The 21,755-nt window shown below is 73.0% G+C and carries 22 protein-coding genes and 1 tRNA gene; 11 read left to right on the forward strand and 12 right to left on the reverse strand.

Going from position 1 to position 21,755, the window contains the following annotated elements; all coding sequences use genetic code 11:
* Positions 1 to 804 (forward strand): 23S rRNA (guanosine(2251)-2'-O)-methyltransferase RlmB (rlmB, locus tag F2B26_RS06025; protein ID WP_159807427.1); only part of this gene is annotated, 804 nt, incomplete at its 5' end.
* Between the two features lie 69 nt (positions 805 to 873).
* On the opposite strand, the gene F2B26_RS06030 is transcribed toward rlmB, so the two are convergent.
* The 5 genes from F2B26_RS06030 to F2B26_RS06050 form a co-directional block, all read right to left on the reverse strand.
* On the reverse strand, positions 874 to 2,169 hold the full coding sequence (locus F2B26_RS06030) for a DUF4032 domain-containing protein (RefSeq protein ID WP_159807429.1): 1,296 nt from the start codon (positions 2,167 to 2,169) through the stop codon (positions 874 to 876).
* A gap of 20 nt (positions 2,170 to 2,189) precedes the next feature.
* The gene (locus F2B26_RS06035) at positions 2,190 to 3,236 is read right to left on the reverse strand and encodes a DsbA family protein (RefSeq protein WP_159807431.1); all 1,047 of its coding nucleotides are present in this window, start codon (positions 3,234 to 3,236) and stop codon (positions 2,190 to 2,192) included.
* Positions 3,237 to 3,370: 134 nt separating this feature from the next.
* Entirely contained in the window at positions 3,371 to 4,492 is a 1,122-nt protein-coding gene (locus F2B26_RS06040; RefSeq protein WP_159807433.1) for an ABC transporter ATP-binding protein, read from the reverse strand.
* A 248-nt stretch (positions 4,493 to 4,740) separates the two neighbouring features.
* Positions 4,741 to 5,547, reverse strand: coding sequence for a trehalose-phosphatase (gene otsB, locus F2B26_RS06045; RefSeq protein WP_159807435.1), 807 nt, complete (start codon positions 5,545 to 5,547; stop codon positions 4,741 to 4,743).
* The gene (locus tag F2B26_RS06050; protein WP_235929530.1) at positions 5,540 to 6,967 is read right to left on the reverse strand and encodes an alpha,alpha-trehalose-phosphate synthase (UDP-forming); all 1,428 of its coding nucleotides are present in this window, start codon (positions 6,965 to 6,967) and stop codon (positions 5,540 to 5,542) included. Before F2B26_RS06050 ends, otsB begins: the two co-directional genes overlap by 8 nt.
* A gap of 103 nt (positions 6,968 to 7,070) precedes the next feature.
* Here F2B26_RS06050 and F2B26_RS06055 point away from each other — a divergent pair, with 103 nt between their 5' ends.
* The 3 genes from F2B26_RS06055 (at position 7,071) to F2B26_RS06065 (ending at position 10,455) form a co-directional block, all read left to right on the forward strand.
* On the forward strand, positions 7,071 to 9,239 hold the full coding sequence (locus tag F2B26_RS06055; protein ID WP_159807439.1) for a protein kinase domain-containing protein: 2,169 nt from the start codon (positions 7,071 to 7,073) through the stop codon (positions 9,237 to 9,239).
* 63 nt (positions 9,240 to 9,302) lie between these two features.
* Entirely contained in the window at positions 9,303 to 9,944 is a 642-nt protein-coding gene (locus F2B26_RS06060) for an RNA polymerase sigma factor (protein WP_235929531.1), read from the forward strand.
* Between the two features lie 13 nt (positions 9,945 to 9,957).
* Positions 9,958 to 10,455, forward strand: coding sequence for a hypothetical protein (locus tag F2B26_RS06065; protein ID WP_159807443.1), 498 nt, complete (start codon positions 9,958 to 9,960; stop codon positions 10,453 to 10,455).
* 67 nt (positions 10,456 to 10,522) lie between these two features.
* Here the strand turns inward: F2B26_RS06065 and F2B26_RS06070 are convergent, their stop codons facing one another.
* The 7 genes from F2B26_RS06070 to F2B26_RS06100 all read right to left on the reverse strand — a co-directional run bounded on the left by F2B26_RS06070 (position 10,523) and on the right by F2B26_RS06100 (position 15,012).
* A complete protein-coding gene (locus F2B26_RS06070; protein WP_159807445.1) occupies positions 10,523 to 11,617 on the reverse strand; it encodes a zinc-binding dehydrogenase in 1,095 nt (364 codons plus the stop codon).
* Positions 11,614 to 12,273, reverse strand: a complete 660-nt coding sequence (locus tag F2B26_RS06075; RefSeq protein WP_159807447.1) for a TetR family transcriptional regulator — start codon at positions 12,271 to 12,273, stop codon at positions 11,614 to 11,616. The genes F2B26_RS06070 and F2B26_RS06075 overlap by 4 nt, the downstream gene beginning before the upstream one ends.
* 119 nt (positions 12,274 to 12,392) lie before the next feature.
* Positions 12,393 to 13,109: a 50S ribosomal protein L1 gene (gene rplA / locus F2B26_RS06080; RefSeq protein ID WP_159807449.1), complete on the reverse strand. Its 717-nt coding sequence runs from the start codon at positions 13,107 to 13,109 to the stop codon at positions 12,393 to 12,395.
* A gap of 67 nt (positions 13,110 to 13,176) precedes the next feature.
* Entirely contained in the window at positions 13,177 to 13,611 is a 435-nt protein-coding gene (gene rplK / locus F2B26_RS06085) for a 50S ribosomal protein L11 (protein WP_159807451.1), read from the reverse strand.
* A 75-nt stretch (positions 13,612 to 13,686) separates the two neighbouring features.
* A complete protein-coding gene (gene nusG, locus F2B26_RS06090; RefSeq protein WP_159807453.1) occupies positions 13,687 to 14,487 on the reverse strand; it encodes a transcription termination/antitermination protein NusG in 801 nt (266 codons plus the stop codon).
* 50 nt (positions 14,488 to 14,537) lie between these two features.
* A complete protein-coding gene (gene secE / locus F2B26_RS06095) occupies positions 14,538 to 14,822 on the reverse strand; it encodes a preprotein translocase subunit SecE (protein ID WP_159807455.1) in 285 nt (94 codons plus the stop codon).
* Positions 14,823 to 14,939: 117 nt separating this feature from the next.
* A tRNA-Trp gene (locus F2B26_RS06100) sits at positions 14,940 to 15,012 on the reverse strand.
* Positions 15,013 to 15,211: 199 nt separating this feature from the next.
* On the opposite strand from F2B26_RS06100, the gene F2B26_RS06105 reads away from it, so the two are divergent.
* The 7 genes from F2B26_RS06105 to F2B26_RS06135 form a co-directional block, all read left to right on the forward strand.
* Positions 15,212 to 16,438: a pyridoxal phosphate-dependent aminotransferase gene (locus F2B26_RS06105; RefSeq protein WP_159807457.1), complete on the forward strand. Its 1,227-nt coding sequence runs from the start codon at positions 15,212 to 15,214 to the stop codon at positions 16,436 to 16,438.
* An 82-nt stretch (positions 16,439 to 16,520) separates the two neighbouring features.
* Complete coding sequence (locus F2B26_RS06110; protein ID WP_159807459.1) at positions 16,521 to 17,426, forward strand: ABC transporter ATP-binding protein; 906 nt, start codon at positions 16,521 to 16,523, stop codon at positions 17,424 to 17,426.
* The gene (locus F2B26_RS06115) at positions 17,423 to 18,295 is read left to right on the forward strand and encodes an ABC transporter permease (RefSeq protein WP_438939169.1); all 873 of its coding nucleotides are present in this window, start codon (positions 17,423 to 17,425) and stop codon (positions 18,293 to 18,295) included. Before F2B26_RS06110 ends, F2B26_RS06115 begins: the two co-directional genes overlap by 4 nt.
* 40 nt (positions 18,296 to 18,335) lie before the next feature.
* The gene (locus F2B26_RS06120) at positions 18,336 to 19,529 is read left to right on the forward strand and encodes a sensor histidine kinase (RefSeq protein ID WP_159807461.1); all 1,194 of its coding nucleotides are present in this window, start codon (positions 18,336 to 18,338) and stop codon (positions 19,527 to 19,529) included.
* Positions 19,526 to 20,152: a response regulator gene (locus F2B26_RS06125; RefSeq protein ID WP_159807463.1), complete on the forward strand. Its 627-nt coding sequence runs from the start codon at positions 19,526 to 19,528 to the stop codon at positions 20,150 to 20,152. Before F2B26_RS06120 ends, F2B26_RS06125 begins: the two co-directional genes overlap by 4 nt.
* 57 nt (positions 20,153 to 20,209) lie before the next feature.
* Positions 20,210 to 21,247 (forward strand): adenosine deaminase, encoded by a 1,038-nt coding sequence (locus F2B26_RS06130; protein ID WP_159807465.1) that lies wholly within the window; start codon positions 20,210 to 20,212, stop codon positions 21,245 to 21,247.
* 87 nt (positions 21,248 to 21,334) lie between these two features.
* Positions 21,335 to 21,755 (forward strand): hypothetical protein (locus F2B26_RS06135; protein ID WP_201292628.1); only part of this gene is annotated, 421 nt, incomplete at its 3' end.

A 21,755-nucleotide genomic window follows, 5' to 3' on the forward strand; every position in this document is an offset into this window, starting at 1 on the left:
CGCGCGACCGGCGGGCGCGCACCCGGCCGCGGGTCGACCAAGGTCGCCGCGGCCCGCGGTGGCGCGGTCACCGAGCTGGTCTCGGGCCGCAACTCCGTGCTCGAGGCGTTGCGGGCCGGGGTGCCGGTCACGGCTGTCTACGTGGCCTCGCGCATCGAGTCCGACGACCGCACCCGCGAGATCCTCGCGCTGGCCTCGTCCACCCGCGCCCCGCTCATGGAGGTCGGCCGCGCCGAGCTCGACCGGCTCACCGAGGGCTCGGTGCACCAGGGCGTGGCCATCGCCGTCCCGGCCTACAGCTACGCCGAGGTCGACGACCTGCTCGACGCGGCCGCGCTCGCCTCGGTGCCACCGCTCATCGTCGCGCTCGACGGGGTGACCGACCCGCGCAACCTGGGTGCGGTGATCCGCTCGGCCGGCGCCTTCGGGGCGCACGGCGTGCTGGTGCCCACCCGGCGGTCGGCCGGTGTCACGGCGGCGGCCTGGAAGGTCTCGGCCGGGGCGATCGCCCGTGTGCCCGTGGCCCGCGCGACCAACCTCGCGCGTGCGCTCGCCGAGCTGCGCAAGTCGGGGGTGTTCGTCGTCGGGCTGGCCGGTGACGGGGACACGCCGCTCGGTGAGCTGCCGTTCGCCGGTGACCCGCTCGTGCTCGTCGCGGGGTCGGAGGGCAAGGGCCTGTCCCGGCTGGTCCGCGAGCAGTGCGACGCGATCGCGTCGATCCCGATTGCCTCGGGCATCGAGTCGCTCAACGCCTCGGTGGCCGCCGGGATCGCCCTCTACGAGGTCGCGCGCCAGCGCTCCTGACCGGGCGGGTGCGGGCCCGCGGCCCGCACCCCGGCCGGGGCGTCGAGCGGCGCCCCGCTGCCGTCGGGCTCAGCCCAGGATGATGTCGTCGTCCGGGTGGATCGCCGGGAACGTGCCGGTCTCGTCACGCAGGTCACCGGGCTGCACGCCGAGGACGGCCTTCTCGTCGGGCCGACCGGGCAGGATGTGCCGCACGTAGTCGGCCGTGACCTCCTCCATCGGCACGTCCCGGTGCTGGTTCTGGGACATGTACCACCGGTGGTCGAGCAGCTCGTGGTAGATCTGCGCCGGTTCGAGCTTGCCGCGCAGCGTGCGGGGCACGCCACGGACGGCCGGCTCGAAGATCTCGGTGACCCAGTCGTGCGCGACGAAAGCCTCGTCCTCGCGCTGCCGGTCGGTCGCGGCGCGGTACTCGTCGAGGTCGTTGAGCAGCCGGCGGGCCTGGTTCTCCTGGACGTCCAGACCGGTGAGCCGCATGAGGCGACGTGAGTGGTGCCCGGCGTCGACGACCTTGGGCTGGATGCGCACCGTGGTGCCGTCCAGGTCGGTGGTGATCGCCAGCTCGTCGACGTCGAAGCCCAGGTCGTTGAGCCGGTCGACGCGGTCCTGCACGCGCCAGCGCTCGGTGAACGAGAACGACTCGACCTCGGTGAGCGCACGCCACAGCTCGCCGTACCGCTCGACCAGGGCGTCACCGATCGCGACGGCGTCCTCGCTCTCGTCGAGGAACTCACCGGCCTGCAGGTCCATGAGCTCGCCGATGATGTTCACCCGCGCGACCTCGAGGTCGTAGCAGCGCTGGCCCTCGGTGAGCGTGTCGTGCAGGTCGCCGGTCTCGGCGTCCACCAGGTAGGCGGCGAACGCCCCGGCGTCCCGTCGGAACAGGGTGTTCGAGAGCGACACGTCGCCCCAGTAGAAGCCGACCAGGTGCAGGCGCACGAGCAGCACCGCGAGGGCGTCGATCAGCCGGGTCGCGGTGTCGGGCCGCAGCGTCTGGCTGAACAGCGCGCGGTACGGCAGCGAGTACGGCAGGTGCTCGGTGATGAGCACCGCCTCGAGCGGTTCGCCGTCCGGTGCGCGGCGCCCCGTGATCACCCCGAGCGGCGTGACCGACGGGACGTCGATGCGGTCCAGCTGGCGCAGCAGCTCGTACTCGCGGTAGGCGACCGTCTCACCGATCTCCTTGATCGCGATGACCCGCCCGGACAGCCGCACGAACCGCACGATGTGCCGCGAGATGCCTCGGGGCAGCGCGGCGAGCAGATCGGCCGGCCAGTCCTCGAGGGCGATGTGCCACGGCAGGTCGAGCAGGGCAGGGTCGGGCGAGGCCGCGGTGATCTGCAGGCTCTGGGGGGCGACGCTCACCCCACCAGTGTCTCAAACCCTCAGGGGGTCGCCGTCGCCGAGGGCACCGGCGTCGCGGTGCTCGACCCGTCACCCGTGCCGGCCGTGCTGAGCGAGGTGTACACGTTGGAGACGAACGTGGAGAACGCCTGCAGGTCGTCCAACGACCCGGTGTACGGCTGCCCCGCGACGACGATCATCGGGGTCTGGCGCAGCGAGCCGGCCGAGTCGAACGGCGTGGTGAGGGCGGCGCGCGAGGTCGCCTGCCGCACCCAGTCGACGTAGGAGTGCGACGTGATGCACGACGAGACCTTCGAACCGGCCGCCCCGGCCTTCGTCACCAACGAGACCAGCTCGGCGTCGCTCAGGCCCGCGGAGCCGAAGCCCGGCTGCGCGGCGAAGAGCGCCTCGTTGACCGCCGCGGCGGACGAGGGGGCGTAGGAGGCGACGCAGGCGAACGCGTTGGCCGCCCGCTCCGAGTAGTCGACCGACGTGACCAGCGGGTTCGGGGTGACGGTCGGGGTCGGCGTGGCGCTCGGGGAGGGGGTCGCGGCCGGGGCCGACGCGGTGCCCGAGGCGGTCGGTGCGGCCGTGTCGTCCGTCCGGTCGCCGGACAGCGCCACCGGGTGGATCTCCAGCGTCGCGTAGCCGCTCGTGCTGGCCTGCGCCAGCAGGGTCCCGGCGGTGCGCCAGAACGCGGCGGACCGCGGGTCGCCGTAGTCGACGTACGCCACGAAGTCGATCACCCCGGACGACCGTGAGCTGGTGCTGCTCGGCGTCGGCAGCCCGCCGGCGGCGATCGGTGCGGTGAGGGTCGGCGTGAGCGTCTTGCCGTCACCGGTGAGCAGCAGCCCGTCGCTGCCCATGTTCGTCGGCCCGACCTCGCCGGCCAGGATGTGCGCGCGGATGCCGAACGCGGCCCCGCCGATGATCGCCACCACCACGACGACGACACCGGCCCACAACGCCCCCTTGCGGAGCTTGGCGTTGCGCAGGCGACGGCGCCGCTCGGCCTGCGCGAGGGTCCGGTTCTCGGCCCGGCGTTCCTTGGCTGCCGCCTTCTGCCGGGCGGACCGCTGGTGACTCATGGCCGGAGTATGCCGCGCCCGGCTGAGGGCCGGTGCCAGGTTCGCGGACCGGATGCGTGGGCCCCCACCTGTGCCGGGACGCAGAACGGGGGCGGGACCCGAAGGTCCCGCCCCCGCCCTGGAGGTGCTGGTCGTCAGGCGATGCGCTCGCCGCTGACCGCGTGGAACAGGTGCTGCTCGCCCGGGCGGATCCGCACGTGGATCGTCTCGCCCTTGGCCGGCACCTGGCGCGGGTCGACGCGCACGATCACCTGGGCGTCACCGGCGCCCGAGCGGACCGTCCCGGCGACCTTCTCGTCCGTGAGCGAGCCGTACACGAACGCGTCGGAGCCGAGCTCCTCGACGAGGTTGACGCTCACCGGGATGCCGTCGGACGAGCCGGCGGGCACCACGTCGAGCGACTCGGGGCGGAAGCCGACCGTGATCTGGCCGCCGTCCTCACCCGTGAGCGCGCTGATCGCCGCGGTCGGGATCGGCAGGGCGGCCGTGCCGACCTTGGCGACGCCACCCTCGATCGGGAAGGTGCCGATGTTCATCGCGGGGGAGCCGATGAAGCCGGCGACGAAGACGTTCGCCGGGGTGTCGTACATCTCGCGCGGGGTGCCGACCTGCTGCAGCAGCCCGTCCTTGAGCACCGCGATGCGGTCGCCCATGGTGAGCGCCTCGGTCTGGTCGTGGGTGACGTAGACCGTGGTGACGCCGAGGCGGCGCTGCAGCGAGGCGATCTGCGTACGGGTCTGCACGCGCAGCTTGGCGTCCAGGTTCGACAGCGGCTCGTCCATGAGGAACACGCGCGGCTGGCGGACGATCGCGCGGCCCATCGCGACGCGCTGACGCTGACCACCGGAGAGCGCCTTCGGCTTGCGGTCCAGGTACTCGGACAGGTCGAGGATCTTGGCGGCCTCCTCGACGCGGGTGCGGATCTCGGCCTTGGGGGTGCCGGCGATCTTGAGCGCGAAGCCCATGTTGTCCGCGACCGTCATGTGCGGGTACAGCGCGTAGTTCTGGAACACCATCGCGATGTCGCGGTCCTTGGGCTGCACGTCGGTGACGTCGCGGTCACCGATGAGGATGCGGCCGGCGTTCACGTCCTCGAGGCCGGCGAGCATGCGCAGCGAGGTCGACTTGCCGCAGCCCGACGGGCCCACGAGGACGAGGAACTCGCCATCCTCGATGTGCAGGTTGAGCTGGTCGACGGCCGGGCGCTCCGTGCCCGGGTACACCCGGGTGGCGTGGTCGTAGGTGACAGTAGCCATGACTGACTATCCCTTCACCGGCAGGTACGTGCCGGACGATCCGTAGTGAAGGCGAGATGCGGCCCGGTCGGGTCGCATCGGTGTCATCGTCGACGTCGTCGGCGGTGACGAAGCCCGGGCTCCCGGGGGAACCTGCGGACCTCGTGAGTATGGCACGTCCGGTGCCGGTCTCCCACCGGGCCGAAGGCCCAGACCGGCCCGCCCGGTGCGTCCACGGCGGGCGCGCCGGGGCCGCGTCGTCGGACGCCTCAGCGGGCGCCGTCGGCCGGGGCGCCCAGGGCCTCGGCCAGCACACCCAGCGCTGCGACGAGGGCCGGCGGGTCGTCCACCCGGTAGGTCGCCGCCGTCGCGCCCGCGCCGACCTTGATCCCGAGGTCGCCCGGCCCCAGGGTGACCAGGGCGTCCTCGTCCGTGAGGTCGTCGCCGGCGTACAGCACGGTGCGCACCCCGAGCTCGTCGCGCAGCGCCGTGAGCGCCTCGCCCTTGTCCGCGTCGAGCACCGAGAGCTCGACCACGTCCTTGCCCTCCAGGACGTGCACGCCGAGCCGTCGGCCGACGGTGCGGGCCTCGGTGAGCGCCTGCTCGCCGACCTCGGGCTGCGCGAGGCGGGTGTGCACGACGGCCGCCGTCGGCTTGGCCTCCACCCAGACCCCGTTGCGTCCGCGCGAGACGCCGGAGAGCTGCGCACTGGCCTGCGCCAGCAGATCCGCCTGCTCCGAGGTGAGCGGTGCGACGGCGCGGTCCAGCCCGAACGGCAGCACCCGGGCGCGCTCGGCGCCGTGGCTGCCGATGAGCACCGTGCCGACCGGCACCTGCGCGAGCTGGGCGAGGGTGGACAACCCGCGCCCGGAGACCAGGGCCAGCCGCACCCCGGCGCCCATCAGCCGGTCGAGCGCGACGACGCCGTCCGGCAGCACCCGGGAGGCCGACGGGTCGTCCTGCAGCGGCGCGAGCGTGCCGTCGAAGTCGAGCGCCACGAGCAGCGGGTGGCGCGCGGGGTCGGCGGCGAGGTCCCGCAGCGCCTCGTGCAGCGCTGCGGCGGACAGCTCAGGCATCGGCGGTGCCCGCCAAGGCCTCGAGGAACTGGGTGGACCAGGCCTGCACGTCGTGCTGGAGCACCCGGCGGCGCAGCTTGCGCATCCGCTTGCGCTGGTGGCGCGTGTCCATCCGGATGGCCGTCGTGATCGCGTCCTTGAGCCCGTCGATGTCGTGCGGGTTCACCAGGAGGGCCGAGGTCAGCTCGTCGGCCGCACCGGTGAACTCCGACAGCACGAGCACCCCGCCCTCGTCGGAGCGGGCCGCGACGTACTCCTTCGCGACCAGGTTCATCCCGTCGCGCAACGCCGTCACCAGCATGACGTCGGCCGCGAGGTAGAGCGCCGCCATCTCGGCCGCGTCGAAGCTCTGGTGCAGGTACTGCACCGGGGTGTGGCCCACCGTGCCGAAGTCGCCGTTGAGCCGCCCGACCACGAGCTCGACCTCGTCGCGCAGCTGGGCGTAGGCGCCGACGTTCTCCCGGCTCGGCGTCGCCACCTGGACCAGCGTGGTGCGGTCCTGCGACAGCCGGCCGTCCTCCAGCAGCTCGCCGTAGGCCTGCAGCCGGTGCCGGATGCCCTTGGTGTAGTCGAGCCGGTCCACGCCCAGCAGGACGACGTCGGGGTTGCCCAGCTCGGCCCGCACCTGCCGGGCGCGCTCCTGCACGCACGGGGTGCGGGCGAGGGCGTCGAACTGCGCCGAGTCGATCGAGATCGGGAACGTGCCGACCCGGGACTCGCGCACCGCACCGTCGGACTGCACGTCCAGCACGATCGGGCCCCGCGTGGTGACCCCGGCGAACCGGCGCGCGGCCCGCAGGAAGTTCGACGCCCCGCCGGTGCGCTGGAACCCGATCAGGTCCGCACCCAGCAGCCCCTCGATCACCTGGCGGCGCCACGGCATCTGGGCGAAGAGCTCGACCGCGGGGAACGGGATGTGCAGGAAGAACCCGATCCGCAGGTCCGGGCGCAGCGTGCGCAGCATGGCCGGCACGAGCTGCAGCTGGTAGTCGTGCACCCAGACCACGGCACCGGGCGCCGCGGCCTGCGCCGCCGCGTCGGCGAACCGCTGGTTGACCCGGCGGTAGGCGTCCCACCAGGAGCGATGGAAGGTCGGCTGCACGATGACGTCGTGGTAGAGCGGCCACAGGGTGTCGTTGGAGAAACCCTCGTAGTAGCGCTCGACGTCCTGCGCGGACAGCGTCACCGGGACCAGCCAGGTGCCGTCCTGCTCGAACGGCTCGAGCTCGAGGTCCGCCGTGCCCGACCAGCCGACCCAGGCCCCCTCGCCCTGCGAGGTGAGTGGTGCCAGGGCGGTGACCAGACCGCCCGGCGACCGGTCCCAGGTCAGCGTGCCGTCGGGGTCCACGGTGGCGTCGACCGGCAGCCGGTTGGCGACGACGACGATCTCGTGGCCGCGGTGCGGCGGCTCGACGGGCACAAGGTCCTCCCTGCAGGTTCGCGCCGACCCTATCCGGCCCGGCCGCAAAGCGCGGGGCGTGGCAGCGCGCCGGCGGACCCGTCCGGTGGTTACGGTGCGGCCCATGGAGCGGATCGGGCTCGCCCCCGGCACCCCGATCGGGGGCTACACCATCGTGGCCCCGCTCGGGGCGGGCGGCATGGGGGCGGTGTATCGCGCCGTGGACGACGGCGGCACCCTCGTCGCGCTCAAGCTGCTGCACCCCGACGTCGGCGCCGACCCGGTGGCGCGCGCCAGGCTCACCCGGGAGGCGGCCGCGCTGCAACGGCTCAGGCACCCCGCCGTGGCCCGGGTGCTCGACGTCGAGGCCGACTCGACCGAGGCGTTCCTCGTCACCGAGCTGGTGCCCGGCCGGTCCCTCGACGTGCAGGTGCGCGCCGACGGTCCGCTCGACCCGCAGGCGCTGACCGACCTGGCGACGGGGCTGCACGCGGCGCTCGTCGCGGTGCACGAGGCCGGTGTCGTGCACCGCGACCTCAAACCCTCCAACGTGATGATGACCGGGCACGGGCCCGTGCTCATCGACTTCGGTCTCGCCCAGTCGGCGGGTGACCCCGCACTCACCTCGACCGGGCTGCTCGTGGGCACGCCCGGCTACCTGGCACCCGAGCTCATCGAGGGGGCCGAGCCCGGGCCGACCGGCGACCTGTGGGGCTGGGCGGCGGTGCTGGCGTACGCCGCGACCGGCCGCGAGCTCCGCACATCGGCGGCCCGATCCTCCGCGAGACTGCGAACCTGTATCAGGAGAGCGTCACGCTCCTCCTGGTCAACGGGTCGATGCACGGGGGCGGCGGTCGCCCCTGCACCACCGACCAGCCCCATCTTCCCGATCATAGAGACGCCCCGAGGAGCACAGGTGAGCAGGTACCCGAGCAGTCCGCACGCGTTGGGCCGCCCGTTCGGTCAGGACTACGCCCGTCCGGGGCTCACCGGGCCCGAGGCCGACCGCGCCGAGCGCGGGGTGCGGCGCCAGGTGCAGGAGCTGGCGACAGCCGCGCACGCGGGCGACGAGCCCCGGGTCGAACGGGCACGCACCCGGATCGCGACCCGGTGGGAAGGGCGCTCCCGTCAGCTCGAGGTGCGGGAGACCCGCCGCGGCGCGCCCGCCTACACCGTCGGCGGCGAGCTGCTCGTGACCGCCGCCTCGTGGCCGCAGGTCGAGGGCTGGGCCGGTGCGCACGGCCTGGTCCGTGAGCCCGTCGGCTGCCCGGACCTCGAGGAGCGGCTGGTCCGGCTCGTCGCGCAGGACCCGGCGACCGACCTCACCCCGCTGGCGGCCGAGCTGCGCGCCGACGGCCACGCCGCCTCGTTGTCCTACATCACCCCCACCGCCCCGATCATCAAGCCCTGGGGCGGGATCGGGGCGCCCGCGCTGGTCCCGTTCGGGGAGTACTTCCCAGGCTCGTCGACGCACGGCCGCGGTGTCACGGTCGCCGTCATCGACACCGGCATCGCGGCCGCGCCCCGGACCGACGGCTGGCTCGACGACGTGCCGCGCACGTCCGGCGAGCACTCCAACGTCGACCCGCTCGACGCCCTGCCGGCCGACGGCTACCTCGACCTGTCGGCGGGCCACGGCACCTTCGTCGCGGGCCTGGTGCAGCAGGTCGCGCCCGGTGCCGACATCCGGGTCTACCGGGCGGTCGGGACCGCGGGCACCGGCAGCGAGGTCGAGGTGGCGTGCCAGCTCATCCGCGCCGTGCGGGACGGCGCCCAGGTGGTCAACCTCTCGCTGGGCACCCCGAGCGTCTTCGACGAACCGCCGCTGGCCCTCGCCGCCGCGTTCGACGTTGTCCGGCAGATCGAGGTCGACCGCGGCTGGGAGACCGTCGTGGTGGCCGCCGCCGGCAACCTGGGCGACGACGTCCCGGTGTGGCCCGCCGCCTTCGGCCGGGTGGTCGCGGTCGGGGCGCTCACCGCGGCGCTGCGCCCGGCCACCTGGTCCAGCCGCGGCCACTGGGTGGACTTCTCCACCGTGGGCGAGGGTGTGGTGTCCACGTTCGTGCCCGGCACCCAGTCCCCCGACTTCGCGGTCGACCCCGAGACGTTCGGACCCGACTCCTGGGCCCGCTGGACCGGGACGTCGTTCAGCGCACCGCAGGTCAGCGGCGCGATCGCCCGTGCCATGAGCGAGCACGGGCTGTCCGGCCCGGACGCCGTCAAGGAGCTGCTCGCCACCGGTCGACCCGTCCCCGGCCTCGGCCGCGCGCTGCACGTCCTGCCGGGGGTCTAGGTGCTGGGTGTGCTGGACCGCCATGATGTCGACCTGGAGATGTCCAGATCGTGGAGGCCCATCGTGGACGCAGGCCGTTCCGACGACCCGATCGAGGACGCCGACGTGACGGAGCTCGTCACGGGCGCCCTCGCCGGGGACGAGCGGTGCTGGGAGGAGATCGTGCGCCGGCACGCCCGGCTCGTCACCGCCCGCATCCGGCAGTTCCGGCTGGACGCGCACCAGGCGGAGGACGTCGCGCAGACCGTGTGGCTCAACCTGCTCGAGCACCTCGGCGAGCTGCGCGACCCCGCCGCCCTGCCGGGGTGGATCTCGACGGCCACCCGACGCGAGTGCCTGCGAGTGGCCCGGCTGGACCACCGGGACCTGGCCGTGGATCCGCAGTCCGACGGCCTGGAGTCCGCGGTCGAGCAGGACATGGGTGCGCGGCTGCTGCTCGTCGAGCTCGTGCAGGCCGTGCGCGACGGCCTCGCCGAGCTGCCCGCGCGTCAGCGCGACCTGCTCGTCCTGCTCGTGGCGGACCCGCCGCTGAGCTACGTGGAGATCTCTCGCCGGCTGGACATCCCGGTCGGTTCGATCGGCCCGACCCGAGCCCGAGGTCTGGCCCGCCTGCGCACCACCGAGGCGATGGCGTCCTACCTGCGGGAGCGCCCTGGCACCCATGCCGGGGAGAAAGGGGTGCGCGATGCCGTGGCGTTCGGCTGACGGGGGAAGAGACGTGAGCGACGAGCTCACCAGGTGGCAGGTGGACGACGAGGTGCTCGCCCGCCTGGTCGCCGATGCGATGGCTCAGGCGTCCACCGCCGAGGTGGTGGACCGCGCCGCGGCCCGGGCGTTCGCGACGCACCGGGCCCTGGCGACGGCGCGGGAGGAGCTCGACGTCGACCTCGCGCTCCTGGAGCTCGTGAGCGACTCGCTCGAGCTGGCCGGTGGCACCGTGGTGCGCAGCCGGGACGGCGCCGAGCCGCGGTCGTTGGAGTTCCGGGCCCCGGACGGCACGGGTCTGGAGGTCGAGCTGCGCGACGGTGTCGTGGAGGGTCAGCTGCTGCCGCCGCGGGCCGGTCGGGTGACGGTGGTGCGCGGCGACGGCGGGACCACGGAGGTGCAGACCGACGACGTGGGCTACTTCCGCGTCGACGGCGACCTGCGCGGCCCGGTGCAGCTGCGGTTCGCCGACGGTGACGCGACGTCGTCCACGCAGTGGCTCACCTGGTAGCCCGCCGCTGACGCGACGACGGCCGGTCTGCACCTGTGCAGACCGGCCGTCGTGGTGCGTGGGGCCGTCAGCTGAGGTCGGTGATGACCACACGCGCGACCGTCGGGTCCTTGAGCATCGCGTAGCCCTCGTCGATCTGGGACAGCGAGATCTCGCGGGAGACGAGCTCGTCGAGCTTGAACCGACCCTCGAGGTAGAGCTTCGCGTAGAGCGGGATGTCACGCTTGGCGGTCGTCGAGCCCATGAAGACGCCGACGATGCGGCCTCTGGTGGACAGCAGCTCGACCGGCGAGACCTCGATGACCGACGACGGGTCGAGCACCCCGATGAGGTAGAGCCCGCCGCCGGGGCCGAGCATCCGCAGCGCCTGCTGGGTGACCGGCTTGATGCCGACGAAGTCGAACACCGCATCGGCACCGCCGCCGGTGATCCGCCGGACCTCCTCCACCGGGTCGCACGTCGTGGAGTTGATGACGTGGGTGGCGCCGAAGTGCGTGGCCCGCTCGAGCTTCTCGTCGGCGATGTCGATCGCGATGATCGTGGCCGCACCGGCCGTCACGGCGCCGTTGAGCGCGTTGAGCCCGACCCCGCCGACACCGATGACGACGACCGTGTCCGAGGGCTGCACATCGGCGGTGTTGAGCACGGCGCCGGCACCGGTGACCACACCGCAGCCGAGCAGCGCGGCCTGGGCCCAGCCGATCTCGTCGGGCACCTTGGCGAGCTGGTTCTCGTGGATGAGGACCTGCTGGGCGAACCCGCCCAGGCCCCAGGCCGGGGCGAACGGCACGCCGTTCTCGCTCAGCCGCGGGGGCTGGTCGGCGGCGCGCATGTTCGGGTCGGTGCGTGCGCACAGCCACGGGCGCCCTGCCACGCAGCGCTCGCACACCCCGCAGTTCTGCACCAGGCAGCCGACGACGTGGTCGCCGACCGCCAGCTCGGAGACCCCGGGGCCGACCGCGGTGACCACGCCGGCGACCTCGTGCCCGAGCACGACCGGCGGCTCCGCCCCCATCGGGAACTTCGAGGCGAGCTCGTCGGTGTGGCACAGGCCTGAGGCCTTGACCTCGACCAGCACCTCCCGGCCGATGGGTTCGGCGATGTCGACATGCTCGGCGAGCTCGAACCCCTTGCCGTAGGCGCGTACGACCGATGCCTTCATGGTGCGTCCTCCTCGTGAGCCGTCGACGGTGACGGCGTGGTGGGGCCCGTGTACAGCCACACGGGCATGAGGGCGAACAGGTGCTGAGCCAGCGCCTCTTCGTCGAGAACGAGCTCACCGAGCAGCCAGGCGACGACGACCTGGACCGCGGCGGCCGAGAAGTAGACGGTGACGACATCGGCCTGCCACGGGGCCGGGACGCCTCCCAGGCGGTCGAGGTGCCCGGCCACGGACTGCTGGAGCGCCTGTCGCAGCCCTTCCACGACGACGGCTCGGGTCGGCTCGGCACGCAGCACCGAGACGAACAGCGCACGGTTCTCGCGGAAGAACGCGGTGAGCCGCCGCTGCGCGTCGAGCATCGCGGTGCCGGGGTCGGCGTGGGTCTGGTTCTGCACGACGACGTAGTCGGCGACCGAGGCGAGGTGCGGCTCGATGAGCTGCAGCGCGAGGTCGGCGAGGTCCTCGAAGTGCGTGTAGAAGACCGACCGGCTCACACCCGCCGCGGCCGCGACCGCGCTCACCGTCACGTCGCGCCCGTCGCCCGGGAGCCGGCGGACGGCTGCGAACAAGGTGGCCCTGGTGCGGGCCACGCGCGGATCGGCGGAGCTCCTCAGCTGCGCACGCAGCTGGGCGGGCCCGTCTGCACTGACGGTCACGATCAGGACCATAGTCCCGATTCTGGCCACCTGTCCAGAAACTCGGGACGAAGGACCCGGCATGCACGAAGGCCCGGCCCCCTCGCGGGGACCGGGCCTTCGTCGTACGGGGGGTGCGGTCAGACCGCGTCCTCCTCGGTGAGCGCCTTCTGCCGGTTCTGGTCCACCGGGATGCCGGGGCCCATCGTCGTGGAGAAGGTCGCCTTGAGGATGTAGCGCCCCTTCGAGGACGCCGGCTTGAGACGCAGGATCTCGTCGAGCGCCGCCGCGTAGTTCTCCACCAGCGCGACGTCGGAGAACGACACCTTGCCGATGATGAAGTTGAGGTTGGCGTGACGGTCCACGCGGAACTCGATCTTGCCGCCCTTGATGTCCGAGACAGCCTTGGCGACGTCCATCGTCACGGTGCCGGTCTTCGGGTTCGGCATGAGGCCGCGGGGGCCCAGCACCTTGCCCAGTCGACCGACCTTGCCCATGAGGTCCGGGGTCGCGACGGCCGCGTCGAAGTCGGTGTAGCCGGCGGCCACCTTCTCGATGAGCTCGTCGCCACCGACCTCGTCGGCACCCGCGGCGCGGGCCTGCTCGGCGCGGTCACCCACGGCGAACACGAGGACGCGGGCGGTCTTGCCGGTGCCGTGCGGCAGGTTCACCGTGCCACGGACCATCTGGTCCGCCTTGCGCGGGTCGACACCGAGCCGGAACGCGACCTCGACGGTCGAGTCGTACTTGGTGGTCGAGGTCGCCTGCGCCAGGCGGACGGCCGCCAGCGGGGAGTACAGCGTGCCCGGCTCGATCTTCTCGAGGGCGGCACGGTAGGACTTGCTGCGCTTGGTCATCTGCTCTCTTCCTTCTGCAGTCGTGGTGAACGGGCCGCGCACGGCCCTCCCACTGGTGGGCAGGTCGTCAGTCGACGACGGTGATGCCCATGGAGCGGGCGGTGCCCGCGATGATCTTGGTGGCGGCGTCGAGGTCGTTCGCGTTGAGGTCCTCGAGCTTGCCGGCGGCGATCTCGCGCACCTGGGCCGTCGTCAGCGACGCGACCTTGGTGGTGTGCGGGGTCGGGGAGCCCTTGGCCACACCGGCGGCCTTCTTGATGAGCTCGGCGGCCGGCGGGGTCTTGGTCACGAAGGTGAACGAGCGGTCCTCGTACACCGTGATCTCGACCGGGATGACGTTGCCGCGCTGCGACTCGGTCGCCGCGTTGTACGCCTTGCAGAACTCCATGATGTTGACGCCGTGCTGACCCAGCGCCGGCCCGATGGGGGGCGCGGGGGTGGCGGCACCAGCGTTGATCTGGAGCTTGATGAGCCCCGTGACCTTCTTCTTCTTCGGGGGCATGAGCCTTCCGTTCTTCTCGTGGGCCGACGCCGTGGGCGATGACCCGGTTGCAGCACCCCGTTCGGGGTGCCTCGGTCAGATCTTCGAGACCTGGCCGAAGGACAGCTCGACCGGGGTCTCCCGGCCGAAGAGCGAGACGAGGACCTTGAGCTTCTGGCCCTCGGGGTTGATCTCCGAGATCGTCGCCGGCAGCGTGTCGAACGGACCGCCGTCGGTCACCGTCACCGACTCGCCGATCGTGAAGTCGACCTCGATCTTGGTCGCCGGCTTGGCGGCGCCCGACGACGTGGCCGGGGCCTTCGCCTGGACCGTCGGCGCCAGCATGGAGAAGACCTCGTCGAGGGTCAGCGGCACCGGCTGGTGGGTGTGCCCGACGAAACCGGTGACGCCCGGCGTGTGCCGCACGGCGCCCCACGACTCGTCCGTGAGGTCCATGCGGACCAGCACGTAGCCGGGGATGCGCACCCGCTTGACCAGCTTGCGCTGGGCGTTCTTGATCTCGACGACCTCTTCCAGCGGCACCTCGACCTGGAAGATGTAGTCCTCCATGTTGAGGCTCTGCGTGCGGTACTCCAGGTTCGTCTTCACCCGGTTCTCGTACCCGGCGTAGGAGTGCACGACGTACCAGTCGCCCGGCAGCGAGCGGAGCTTCTTCTTGAACGCCGCGACCGGGTCCTCGTCCTCGTCCTCGTCGACCTCGGGTGCGTCCTCGAGGTCACCCTCGTCCTCGACCTCGTCCGACGGGTCGGCGGCGGGCACGTCGGCGACCTCGGCCGCCTCCTGCGCGGCGGGGCTGCCCTCGACGGCGGCCACCGACTCGAGGGCGTCCTCGAGCTCGGCCTCGGCGCCCGGGGTGGGCTGCGACTCCTGCGACACGTGCAACCTGCTTTCTGACGGTGGGGTGCCGCGAACGGCACCGGACGGGGTCAGCCCCCGAAGATCCAGAACGTGGCCTTGCCGACCGCGAGGTCGACGACGAGCACGAAGGCCATCACGATCGCGACGAACACCAGGACCGTCGTCGTGTAGCTGATGAGCTCGGACCGGGTGGGCCGCACGACCTTCTTGAGCTCGGCGACCACCTGCCGGACGAACGTGGCGATCCGGGCGAAGAACCCCGGTCGCGCCTCGGGCTTGCGGCCCTTGGGCGTGGCCGAGCGCGGCTTGGCGTCGTCGACGCCCGAAGCCGCGCTGTCAGCGATGTCGCTCACGTCCGTCCTCGTCCCTGTCCCTCGGCCCGCACGTGCGGGCCCTGCGTTCGGTGGCCCGAGGGCCCCCTCGGAGCGTGCACCCGGGCCTTCGACGTTCCGCGACCCGGGTCGGGTGCGCAGGGCAGACAGGACTCGAACCTGCAACCTGCGGTTTTGGAGACCGCTGCGCTACCAATTGCGCCACTGCCCTACGGCGGCCGTCACGTCACCCGCAGACCGTCCCTGGCCGTCCGGAGCCCGGCCCGCGGAGACCCGCAGGCACAGCACCGACGTCCGTGGGCACGCCGCAGCATGACGATCGTCAACCGCCGGGGGACAACTGTACGCGACGGCGGCAGGTGGGTCGAACTGCGGACGGCACCGGATCCGACAGCGCCCCTTCTGCCACGATGGTGGACGTGAGCCAGCCTGCCGCACGTCCCCGCGTCTCTGCCCGCATCGGCGCCATCGCCCCGTCGGCCACCCTGGCCGTCGACGCGAAGGCCAAGGCCCTCAAGGCCGCCGGCCGCCCCGTCATCGGCTTCGGCGCCGGTGAGCCGGACTTCCCGACCCCGCCGGCCATCGTCGAGGCCGCCGTGCGCGCCGCCGCGGACCCGGCCAACCACCGGTACACCCCGGCTGCCGGCCTGCCCGCGCTCAAGGAGGCCATCGCGGCCAAGACGCTGCGCGACTCCGGCTACGAGGTCTCCCCCGGCTCCGTGCTCGTGACCAACGGCGGCAAGCAGGCCGTCTACCAGGCGTTCGCCACCGTGCTCGACCCGGGCGACGAGGTGCTGCTGCCCACGCCGTACTGGACCACCTACCCCGAGGCCATCCGGCTGGCCGGTGCCGTGCCGGTCGAGGTGGTCGCCGGGGCCGACGCCGGCTACCTGGTGAGCGTCGAGCAGCTCGAGGCCGCGCGCACGCCCCGCACGAAGGTGCTGCTGTTCAACTCCCCGTCGAACCCGACCGGGGCCGTCTACTCCCCCGAGCAAACCGAGCAGATCGGCCGCTGGGCCCTCGAGCACGGCATCTGGGTCATCACCGACGAGATCTACGAGCACCTGGTCTACGACGAGACCGTGTTCACCCCCATCGTCAAGGTGGTGCCCGAGCTCGCGGACACCACGATCGTGCTCAACGGCGTCGCGAAGACCTACGCCATGACCGGGTGGCGCGTCGGCTGGATGATCGGCCCGGACGATGTCATCAAGGCCGCGACCAACCTGCAGTCGCACCTGACGAGCAACGTCGCGAACGTGTCCCAGCGCGCCGCGATCGAGGCGCTCACCGGGGACCTGTCGGCCGTGGCGCAGATGCGCGCCGCCTTCGACCGTCGCCGTCGGACGATGGTCTCGATGCTCAGCCAGATCGACGGCGTGCAGATCCCGGTGCCGCAGGGCGCGTTCTACGCCTACCCGTCGGTGACCGGTGTGCTCGGCCGCACCATCCGCGGCGTCACGCCCGCCACCTCGGCCGAGCTCGCCGCGCTCATCCTGGAGCAGGTCGAGGTCGCCGTCGTGCCCGGTGAGGCGTTCGGTCCCAGCGGGTACCTGCGGCTCTCGTACGCCCTGGGCGACGACGACCTGGTCGAGGGCGTCGGCCGGATCGTCGAGCTGCTCGGCGAGGCGAGGTAGCGCACCGTCCACCGATCGGTTGACCCTCGGGCCGAACGTCGGTCGGTCGCGGCCTCGCCCGGGTGCCGGGCACGCTTGCCGTATGAGCACATCCGCGAGCCCGCCGGCGATCGCCGTCACCGGACTGCACAAGCACTACGGCGACAAGCACGCCGTCGACGGTCTGGACCTGCAGGTCGAGCGCGGCGAGATCGTCGCCGTGCTCGGCCCCAACGGCGCGGGCAAGACCACGACGGTGGAGATCCTCGAGGGCTACCGGCACCGCGACGCCGGACATGTCCAGGTGCTCGGCATCGACCCGGAGCACGGCGACCGCATGTGGCGGTCCCGGATCGGCATCGTGCTCCAGTCCGGCGACGACCTGGACTCGGCCACCGTCACCGAGCTCGTGCGCCACTTCGCCGCGTACTACCCCCGGCACCGCGACGTCGACGAGCTCATCGCCGCCGTCGGGCTGAGCGAGAAGGCACGCACCCGCGCCCGGCACCTGTCCGGCGGGCAGCGCCGCCGGCTCGACGTGGCCCTGGGCATCGTCGGGCGACCTGAGCTGCTGTTCCTCGACGAGCCGACCACCGGGTTCGACCCGCAGGCCCGGCACGACTTCTGGGACCTCGTCGAGTCGTTGCGGGACGAGGGCACGACGATCCTGCTCACCACCCACTACCTCGAGGAGGCCGAACGCCTGGCCGACCGCGTCCTCGTCGTCACCGACGGGTCCGTCGTGGCCCAGGGCAGCCCGCACGACCTGGGCGGCCGCACCTCGCACCGCGCCCTCGTGCGCTGGAGGGAGGACGACGTGGTGCGGGAACGGTCCACCGACAGCCCGACCCGGGTGGTCGCCGAGCTCACGGCGCGGTTCGCCGCGGCCGGTCGGGACGAGGTGCCTGGGCTGCAGGTGCTGCGCCCCAGCCTGGAGGACGTGTACCTGCAGCTCATCGGGGCCGAGCAGGCCGCCGGCACGACGACGATCGAGGAGGTCCGCCGATGAGCGCGACCGGTGCACCCATGACGACGGCGGGCGGGGCGACCTGGTCCGGGACGGCGGCGCGCCTGCCGGGCACGCTGCGGCTGGGCGGGCACCGGGTGGGCTACGAGCTGCGCCGGTTCTTCCGGGCCCGGGACGCCGTCGTGTTCATCTTCGCCTACCCGATCATCATGATGGGCATCTTCGCGACGGTGTTCAGCGGGTCGATCGACCTGGGGCAGGGCCGCTCCATCGAGTTCTCGCAGTACTTCCTGCCCGGCATGATCGCGACCGGCGTCATGCTGTCCAGCTTCCAGAACCTGGCCATCGGGATCGCCGAGGAGCGCGACAGCGGCGGGCTCAAGCGGCTGCGCGGCACCCCGCTGCCGGCGGCCTCGTACTTCCTGGGCAAGGTGGGCCAGGTGCTCGTCACCAGCCTGGTGCAGACCGCGCTGCTGCTCGTGGTCTCGGCGCTGGCCTTCCGGGTGAGCCTGCCGGACACCGCCGGTCGCTGGTTCACCCTGGGCTGGGTGTTCGTGCTGGGTACCGCGACCGGTGCGGTCTGCGGTGTCGCGTTCAGCTCGGTACCGCGCTCGGGGCAGTCCGCGAGCGCCGTCGTCACGCCCATCGTGCTCGTGCTGCAGTTCATCTCCGGGGTGTTCTTCCAGTTCGACCAGCTGCCCACCTGGATGCAGCACGTCGCCGCGGTGTTCCCGCTCAAGTGGATGGCGCAGGGCATGCGCTCGGTGTTCCTGCCGGACGACGCGCTCGTGATGGAGCCGTCCGGGTCGTGGCAGCACGGGGCGACCGCGGCGGTCCTGGCCGCCTGGTTGGTCGTCGGGCTGGTCGCCGGGGTGCGCACGTTCCGGTGGCGGCGGCGGGACGACGGCTGAACCCGTCGGGAGACGGCGCGGGCATGAGAGGGTCGAGGCGATGAACGGGCAGGCGAGCGAGCGGCAGGCGTTCTGGCTGACCACGCTGCGCCGCTGGGACATGGCCTTCTACGCCATGGCCGGGGTGGCCGGCGCGTCCTACCTGCTGCCCGCTGCCGGGGGCGGGGCCGCACGGCTGTGGGCCCTGGGTCTGCTCGCCGTGCTGGTCTGCGCCTACGCGTTCGGGGCCCGGCGGGCGGCGCTGCGCGGGCAGCACGCGGGCACGGACGCCTACCTCGTGCTGCTCGTGGCGGTCACCGCGACCACGATCTCGCTCACCGACGGCGGCTTCGTGCTGCTGTTCATCGCCTACTCCCAGATCTGGTTCTTCGCCCGCAGCCGCTGGACGGGTGCCCTGTGGTGCGTCGCGCTCACCGCCGCCGTTGTCGCCTCGGTGGCCGTGACCCTCGGCGACCTGCGGGCGGCCTGGAGCATGAGCGGCCTGCAGCTGCTGGCGAGCCTGGCGTTCTCCGTCGTGCTCGGGCTGTGGATCACCCAGATCGCCGAGACCAGCGAGCAGCGCGGGGCCCTGCTCGACCAGCTGCGTGACGCCCAGGACGCGCTCGCGGCCAGCCACCACGCGGCGGGGGTGCTGGCGGAGCGCGAACGCCTCGCGCAGGAGATCCACGACACCCTCGCCCAGGGCTTCACCAGCATCATCATGCTCAGCCAGACGGCGTCCGCCCTGCTCGAACGCGACCGGGTGGACGACGCGGCCCTGCGGGTGGGGCAGGTCGAGCAGGTGGCCCGGGAGAACCTCGCCGAGGCCCGAGCGCTGGTCGCCGCCTTCGGGCCGGTCGCACTCCAGGGGGCGGACCTCACCCAGGCGCTGGGCCGGCTCGCCGAACGTTTCGAGGCCGAGACCGGCACGCAGGTCGTCGTCGACCTCGACGAGCAGACCGCCGGCATCGACGCCGAGGTGGCCGTCGCCCTGCTGCGCACCGCCCAGGAGGGCCTGGCGAACGTGCGCCGGCACGCCGACGCACGTCATGTGCGGCTGCAGCTGGCCCGTGACGGCGACAGCGTGAGCCTCGACCTGGCGGACGACGGGTGCGGCCTGCCCGCCGACCTGCGCGAGGGCGTGGGCCTGCTCGGGGTGCGCGAACGCGCCGCGGCCGGCGGCGGGAGCGTCGAGCTCGCCCCGGCAGCCGGTGGCGGCACCCGGCTGCGACTGACCCTGCCGGTGACCTCATGAGCATCCGGGTGCTCATCGCCGACGATCACCCCGTGGTGCGCTCGGGGCTGGCCGGGCTGCTCGCGGTGGAACCGGACCTCGAGGTGGTGGGCGAGGCCGGGGACGGGGAGCAGGCGGTCGCGCTGGCCTGCGAGCTCGCGCCGGACCTCGTGCTCATGGACCTGCGGATGCCGGTGCTGGACGGGGCCGCCGCGACCGCCGCGATCGTCGCGCAGGTGCCCGGCGTGCACGTGCTGGTCCTCACCACCTACGAGACCGACACCGACATCCTGCGGGCGGTCGAGGCCGGGGCCACCGGCTACCTGCTCAAGGACACCCCGCGGGCGGAGCTCCTGGCGGGGGTGCGCGCGGCCGCACGCGGCCAGTCGACCCTGTCCCCGTCGGTCGCTGCCCGGCTCGTCGTCCAGCTGCGAGGGGCAGGTGACCGGCTCACCGCGCGCGAGACCGAGGTGCTCGCCGGGGTCGCCCGTGGGCTGTCCAACGCCGCGATCGGACGTGAGCTGTTCATCACCGAGGCCACCGTGAAGACCCATCTGCTGCGGGCCTTCGCCAAGCTCGGGGTCGACGACCGGACCAGGGCGGTCACGGTGGCGATCTCGCGCGGCATCCTGCCGGGCGCCTGAGCCCGCCGCCCGGACGGCGCACGCGGACCAGGCCCGCGACCAGGCAGACTGACCCCGATGCGTGACCTCACCGCCCTGCCCAAGGCGCACCTGCACCTGCACTTCACCGGGTCGATGCGACCGAGCACACTGGCCGAGATGGCGGCCGAGCAGGGGCTGCGGCTGCCTACCGCCCTGCTCGACCACGACCCGCTGCGGGTGGCCGGGACCGAGCGCGGCTGGTTCCGGTTCCAGCGGCTGTACGACGCGGCCCGCGCCGTGGTGCGCAGCGAGGCGGCGATGCGCCGGTTGGTCGAGGAGGCGGTCGCCGATGATGCGGCCGAGGGCTCGGTCCGCCTCGAGATCCAGGTCGACCCCACGTCGTACGCCCCGTACGTCGGCGGGATCACCCCAGCGGTGGAGATCGTGCTCGACGCGGCCCGCACGTCCGCCCGCGCACACGGCATCGAGGTGGGGGTCGTGGTGGCGGCCTCCCGGCTGCGGCACCCGCTGGACGCCCGGACGCTGGCCCGGCTCGCGGCCCGCTACGCCGGGACGGGTGACGGCGAGGTGGTCGGCTTCGGGCTGTCCAACGACGAGCGGCGCGGCGACACCGAGGCCTTCGGACCGGCGTTCGCCCTGGCCCGGCGCGCGGGGCTGGCGAGCGTGCCGCACGGTGGTGAGCTACTGGGCCCGACGCACGTCGCGCAGGTGCTCGACCACCTGGCACCGGACCGGCTGGGCCACGGGGTGCGTGCGGGCGAGGACCCCCGGGTGCTCGAGCGGGTGGTCACCGGTGGGGTGGCTCTCGAGGTCTGCCCGGCGTCCAACGTCTCGCTCGGGGTGTTCCAGGACGCCGCGCACGTGCCGTTGCGCGCTCTGGTGGACGCGGGGGCGATCGTGGCCCTCGGCGCGGACGACCCGCTGCTGTTCAGGTCACGGCTGGTGGACCAGTACGTGACCGCGCGCGAGGTGCTGGGCTTCGACGACGTCGAGCTCGCGGGGCTGGCCCGCAGCTCGATCCTGGCCTCGCGGGCGAGTGCGTCGTCGACGGCGTCGATGCTGGCGCGGGTGGACTCCTGGCTGGCGGCCGAGGGCCCCGGGACGGGGGTTTGACCTCGCCGTCTTGATGTGTCAATGTACCAATACATAGACTCATTGACGACGGTGCGACGAGCGTCGCCCGGACCTGAGGAGGCAGTCGTGGGCGGTCCGATCCTCGTCCTCGCGACGTTCGTGCTGCTCGTCGCGATCGGCGTCGCCGTGCTCGCGGTCGTGGTCACCCCCGCGCCCGCGCCTGCCGGTACGGCCGAGCCCGCCGCCGGGCGACCGACCGGTACCGGGGCCGCCCAGCGGGCACGCCGCCACCTCGACCGTGCCACCGCCGCCGCGTGGCTCGTCTTCGCCGTCACGACCGGCCTGTCCTGGCAGCTCGTCCGCACCTCCGGGTCCGCGGCCGGGCTCGTCGCCGCACTCGCACCGGCAACCGTCGGCGCCCTGTTCCTGCTCGTCCACCTGGTCGGGGAGATCACCTGGCCGCGGCCCGACGGTCCGGTCCGCCGCGCGACGCTCCGGCCCCGACGCGCCCGCGAGGTCCTCGGCACCGGCCTGGTGACGTGGGCGG

It is taken from the genome of Cellulomonas citrea, assembly GCF_009829685.1.
GTDB classification, from domain to species: Bacteria; Actinomycetota; Actinomycetes; order Actinomycetales; family Cellulomonadaceae; genus Cellulomonas; species Cellulomonas citrea.

Excerpts from the sequence above, each read along its gene's own strand:
- rplK (WP_159807451.1), bottom strand. The coding sequence starts at position 13,611 with ATGCCCCCGAAGAAGAAGAAGGTCACGGGGCTCATCAAGCTCCAGATC.
- F2B26_RS06120 (WP_159807461.1), top strand. The coding sequence starts at position 18,336 with ATGAACGGGCAGGCGAGCGAGCGGCAGGCGTTCTGGCTGACCACGCTG.
- F2B26_RS06055 (WP_159807439.1), top strand. The coding sequence starts at position 7,071 with ATGGAGCGGATCGGGCTCGCCCCCGGCACCCCGATCGGGGGCTACACC.
- F2B26_RS06130 (WP_159807465.1), top strand. The coding sequence starts at position 20,210 with ATGCGTGACCTCACCGCCCTGCCCAAGGCGCACCTGCACCTGCACTTC.
- F2B26_RS06070 (WP_159807445.1), bottom strand. The coding sequence starts at position 11,617 with ATGAAGGCATCGGTCGTACGCGCCTACGGCAAGGGGTTCGAGCTCGCC.
- rplA (WP_159807449.1), bottom strand. The coding sequence starts at position 13,109 with ATGACCAAGCGCAGCAAGTCCTACCGTGCCGCCCTCGAGAAGATCGAG.
- F2B26_RS06035 (WP_159807431.1), bottom strand. The coding sequence starts at position 3,236 with ATGAGTCACCAGCGGTCCGCCCGGCAGAAGGCGGCAGCCAAGGAACGC.
- otsB (WP_159807435.1), bottom strand. The coding sequence starts at position 5,547 with ATGCCTGAGCTGTCCGCCGCAGCGCTGCACGAGGCGCTGCGGGACCTC.
- F2B26_RS06125 (WP_159807463.1), top strand. The coding sequence starts at position 19,526 with ATGAGCATCCGGGTGCTCATCGCCGACGATCACCCCGTGGTGCGCTCG.
- F2B26_RS06040 (WP_159807433.1), bottom strand. The coding sequence starts at position 4,492 with ATGGCTACTGTCACCTACGACCACGCCACCCGGGTGTACCCGGGCACG.
- F2B26_RS06115 (WP_438939169.1), top strand. The coding sequence starts at position 17,423 with ATGAGCGCGACCGGTGCACCCATGACGACGGCGGGCGGGGCGACCTGG.
- F2B26_RS06105 (WP_159807457.1), top strand. The coding sequence starts at position 15,212 with ATGGTGGACGTGAGCCAGCCTGCCGCACGTCCCCGCGTCTCTGCCCGC.
- F2B26_RS06110 (WP_159807459.1), top strand. The coding sequence starts at position 16,521 with ATGAGCACATCCGCGAGCCCGCCGGCGATCGCCGTCACCGGACTGCAC.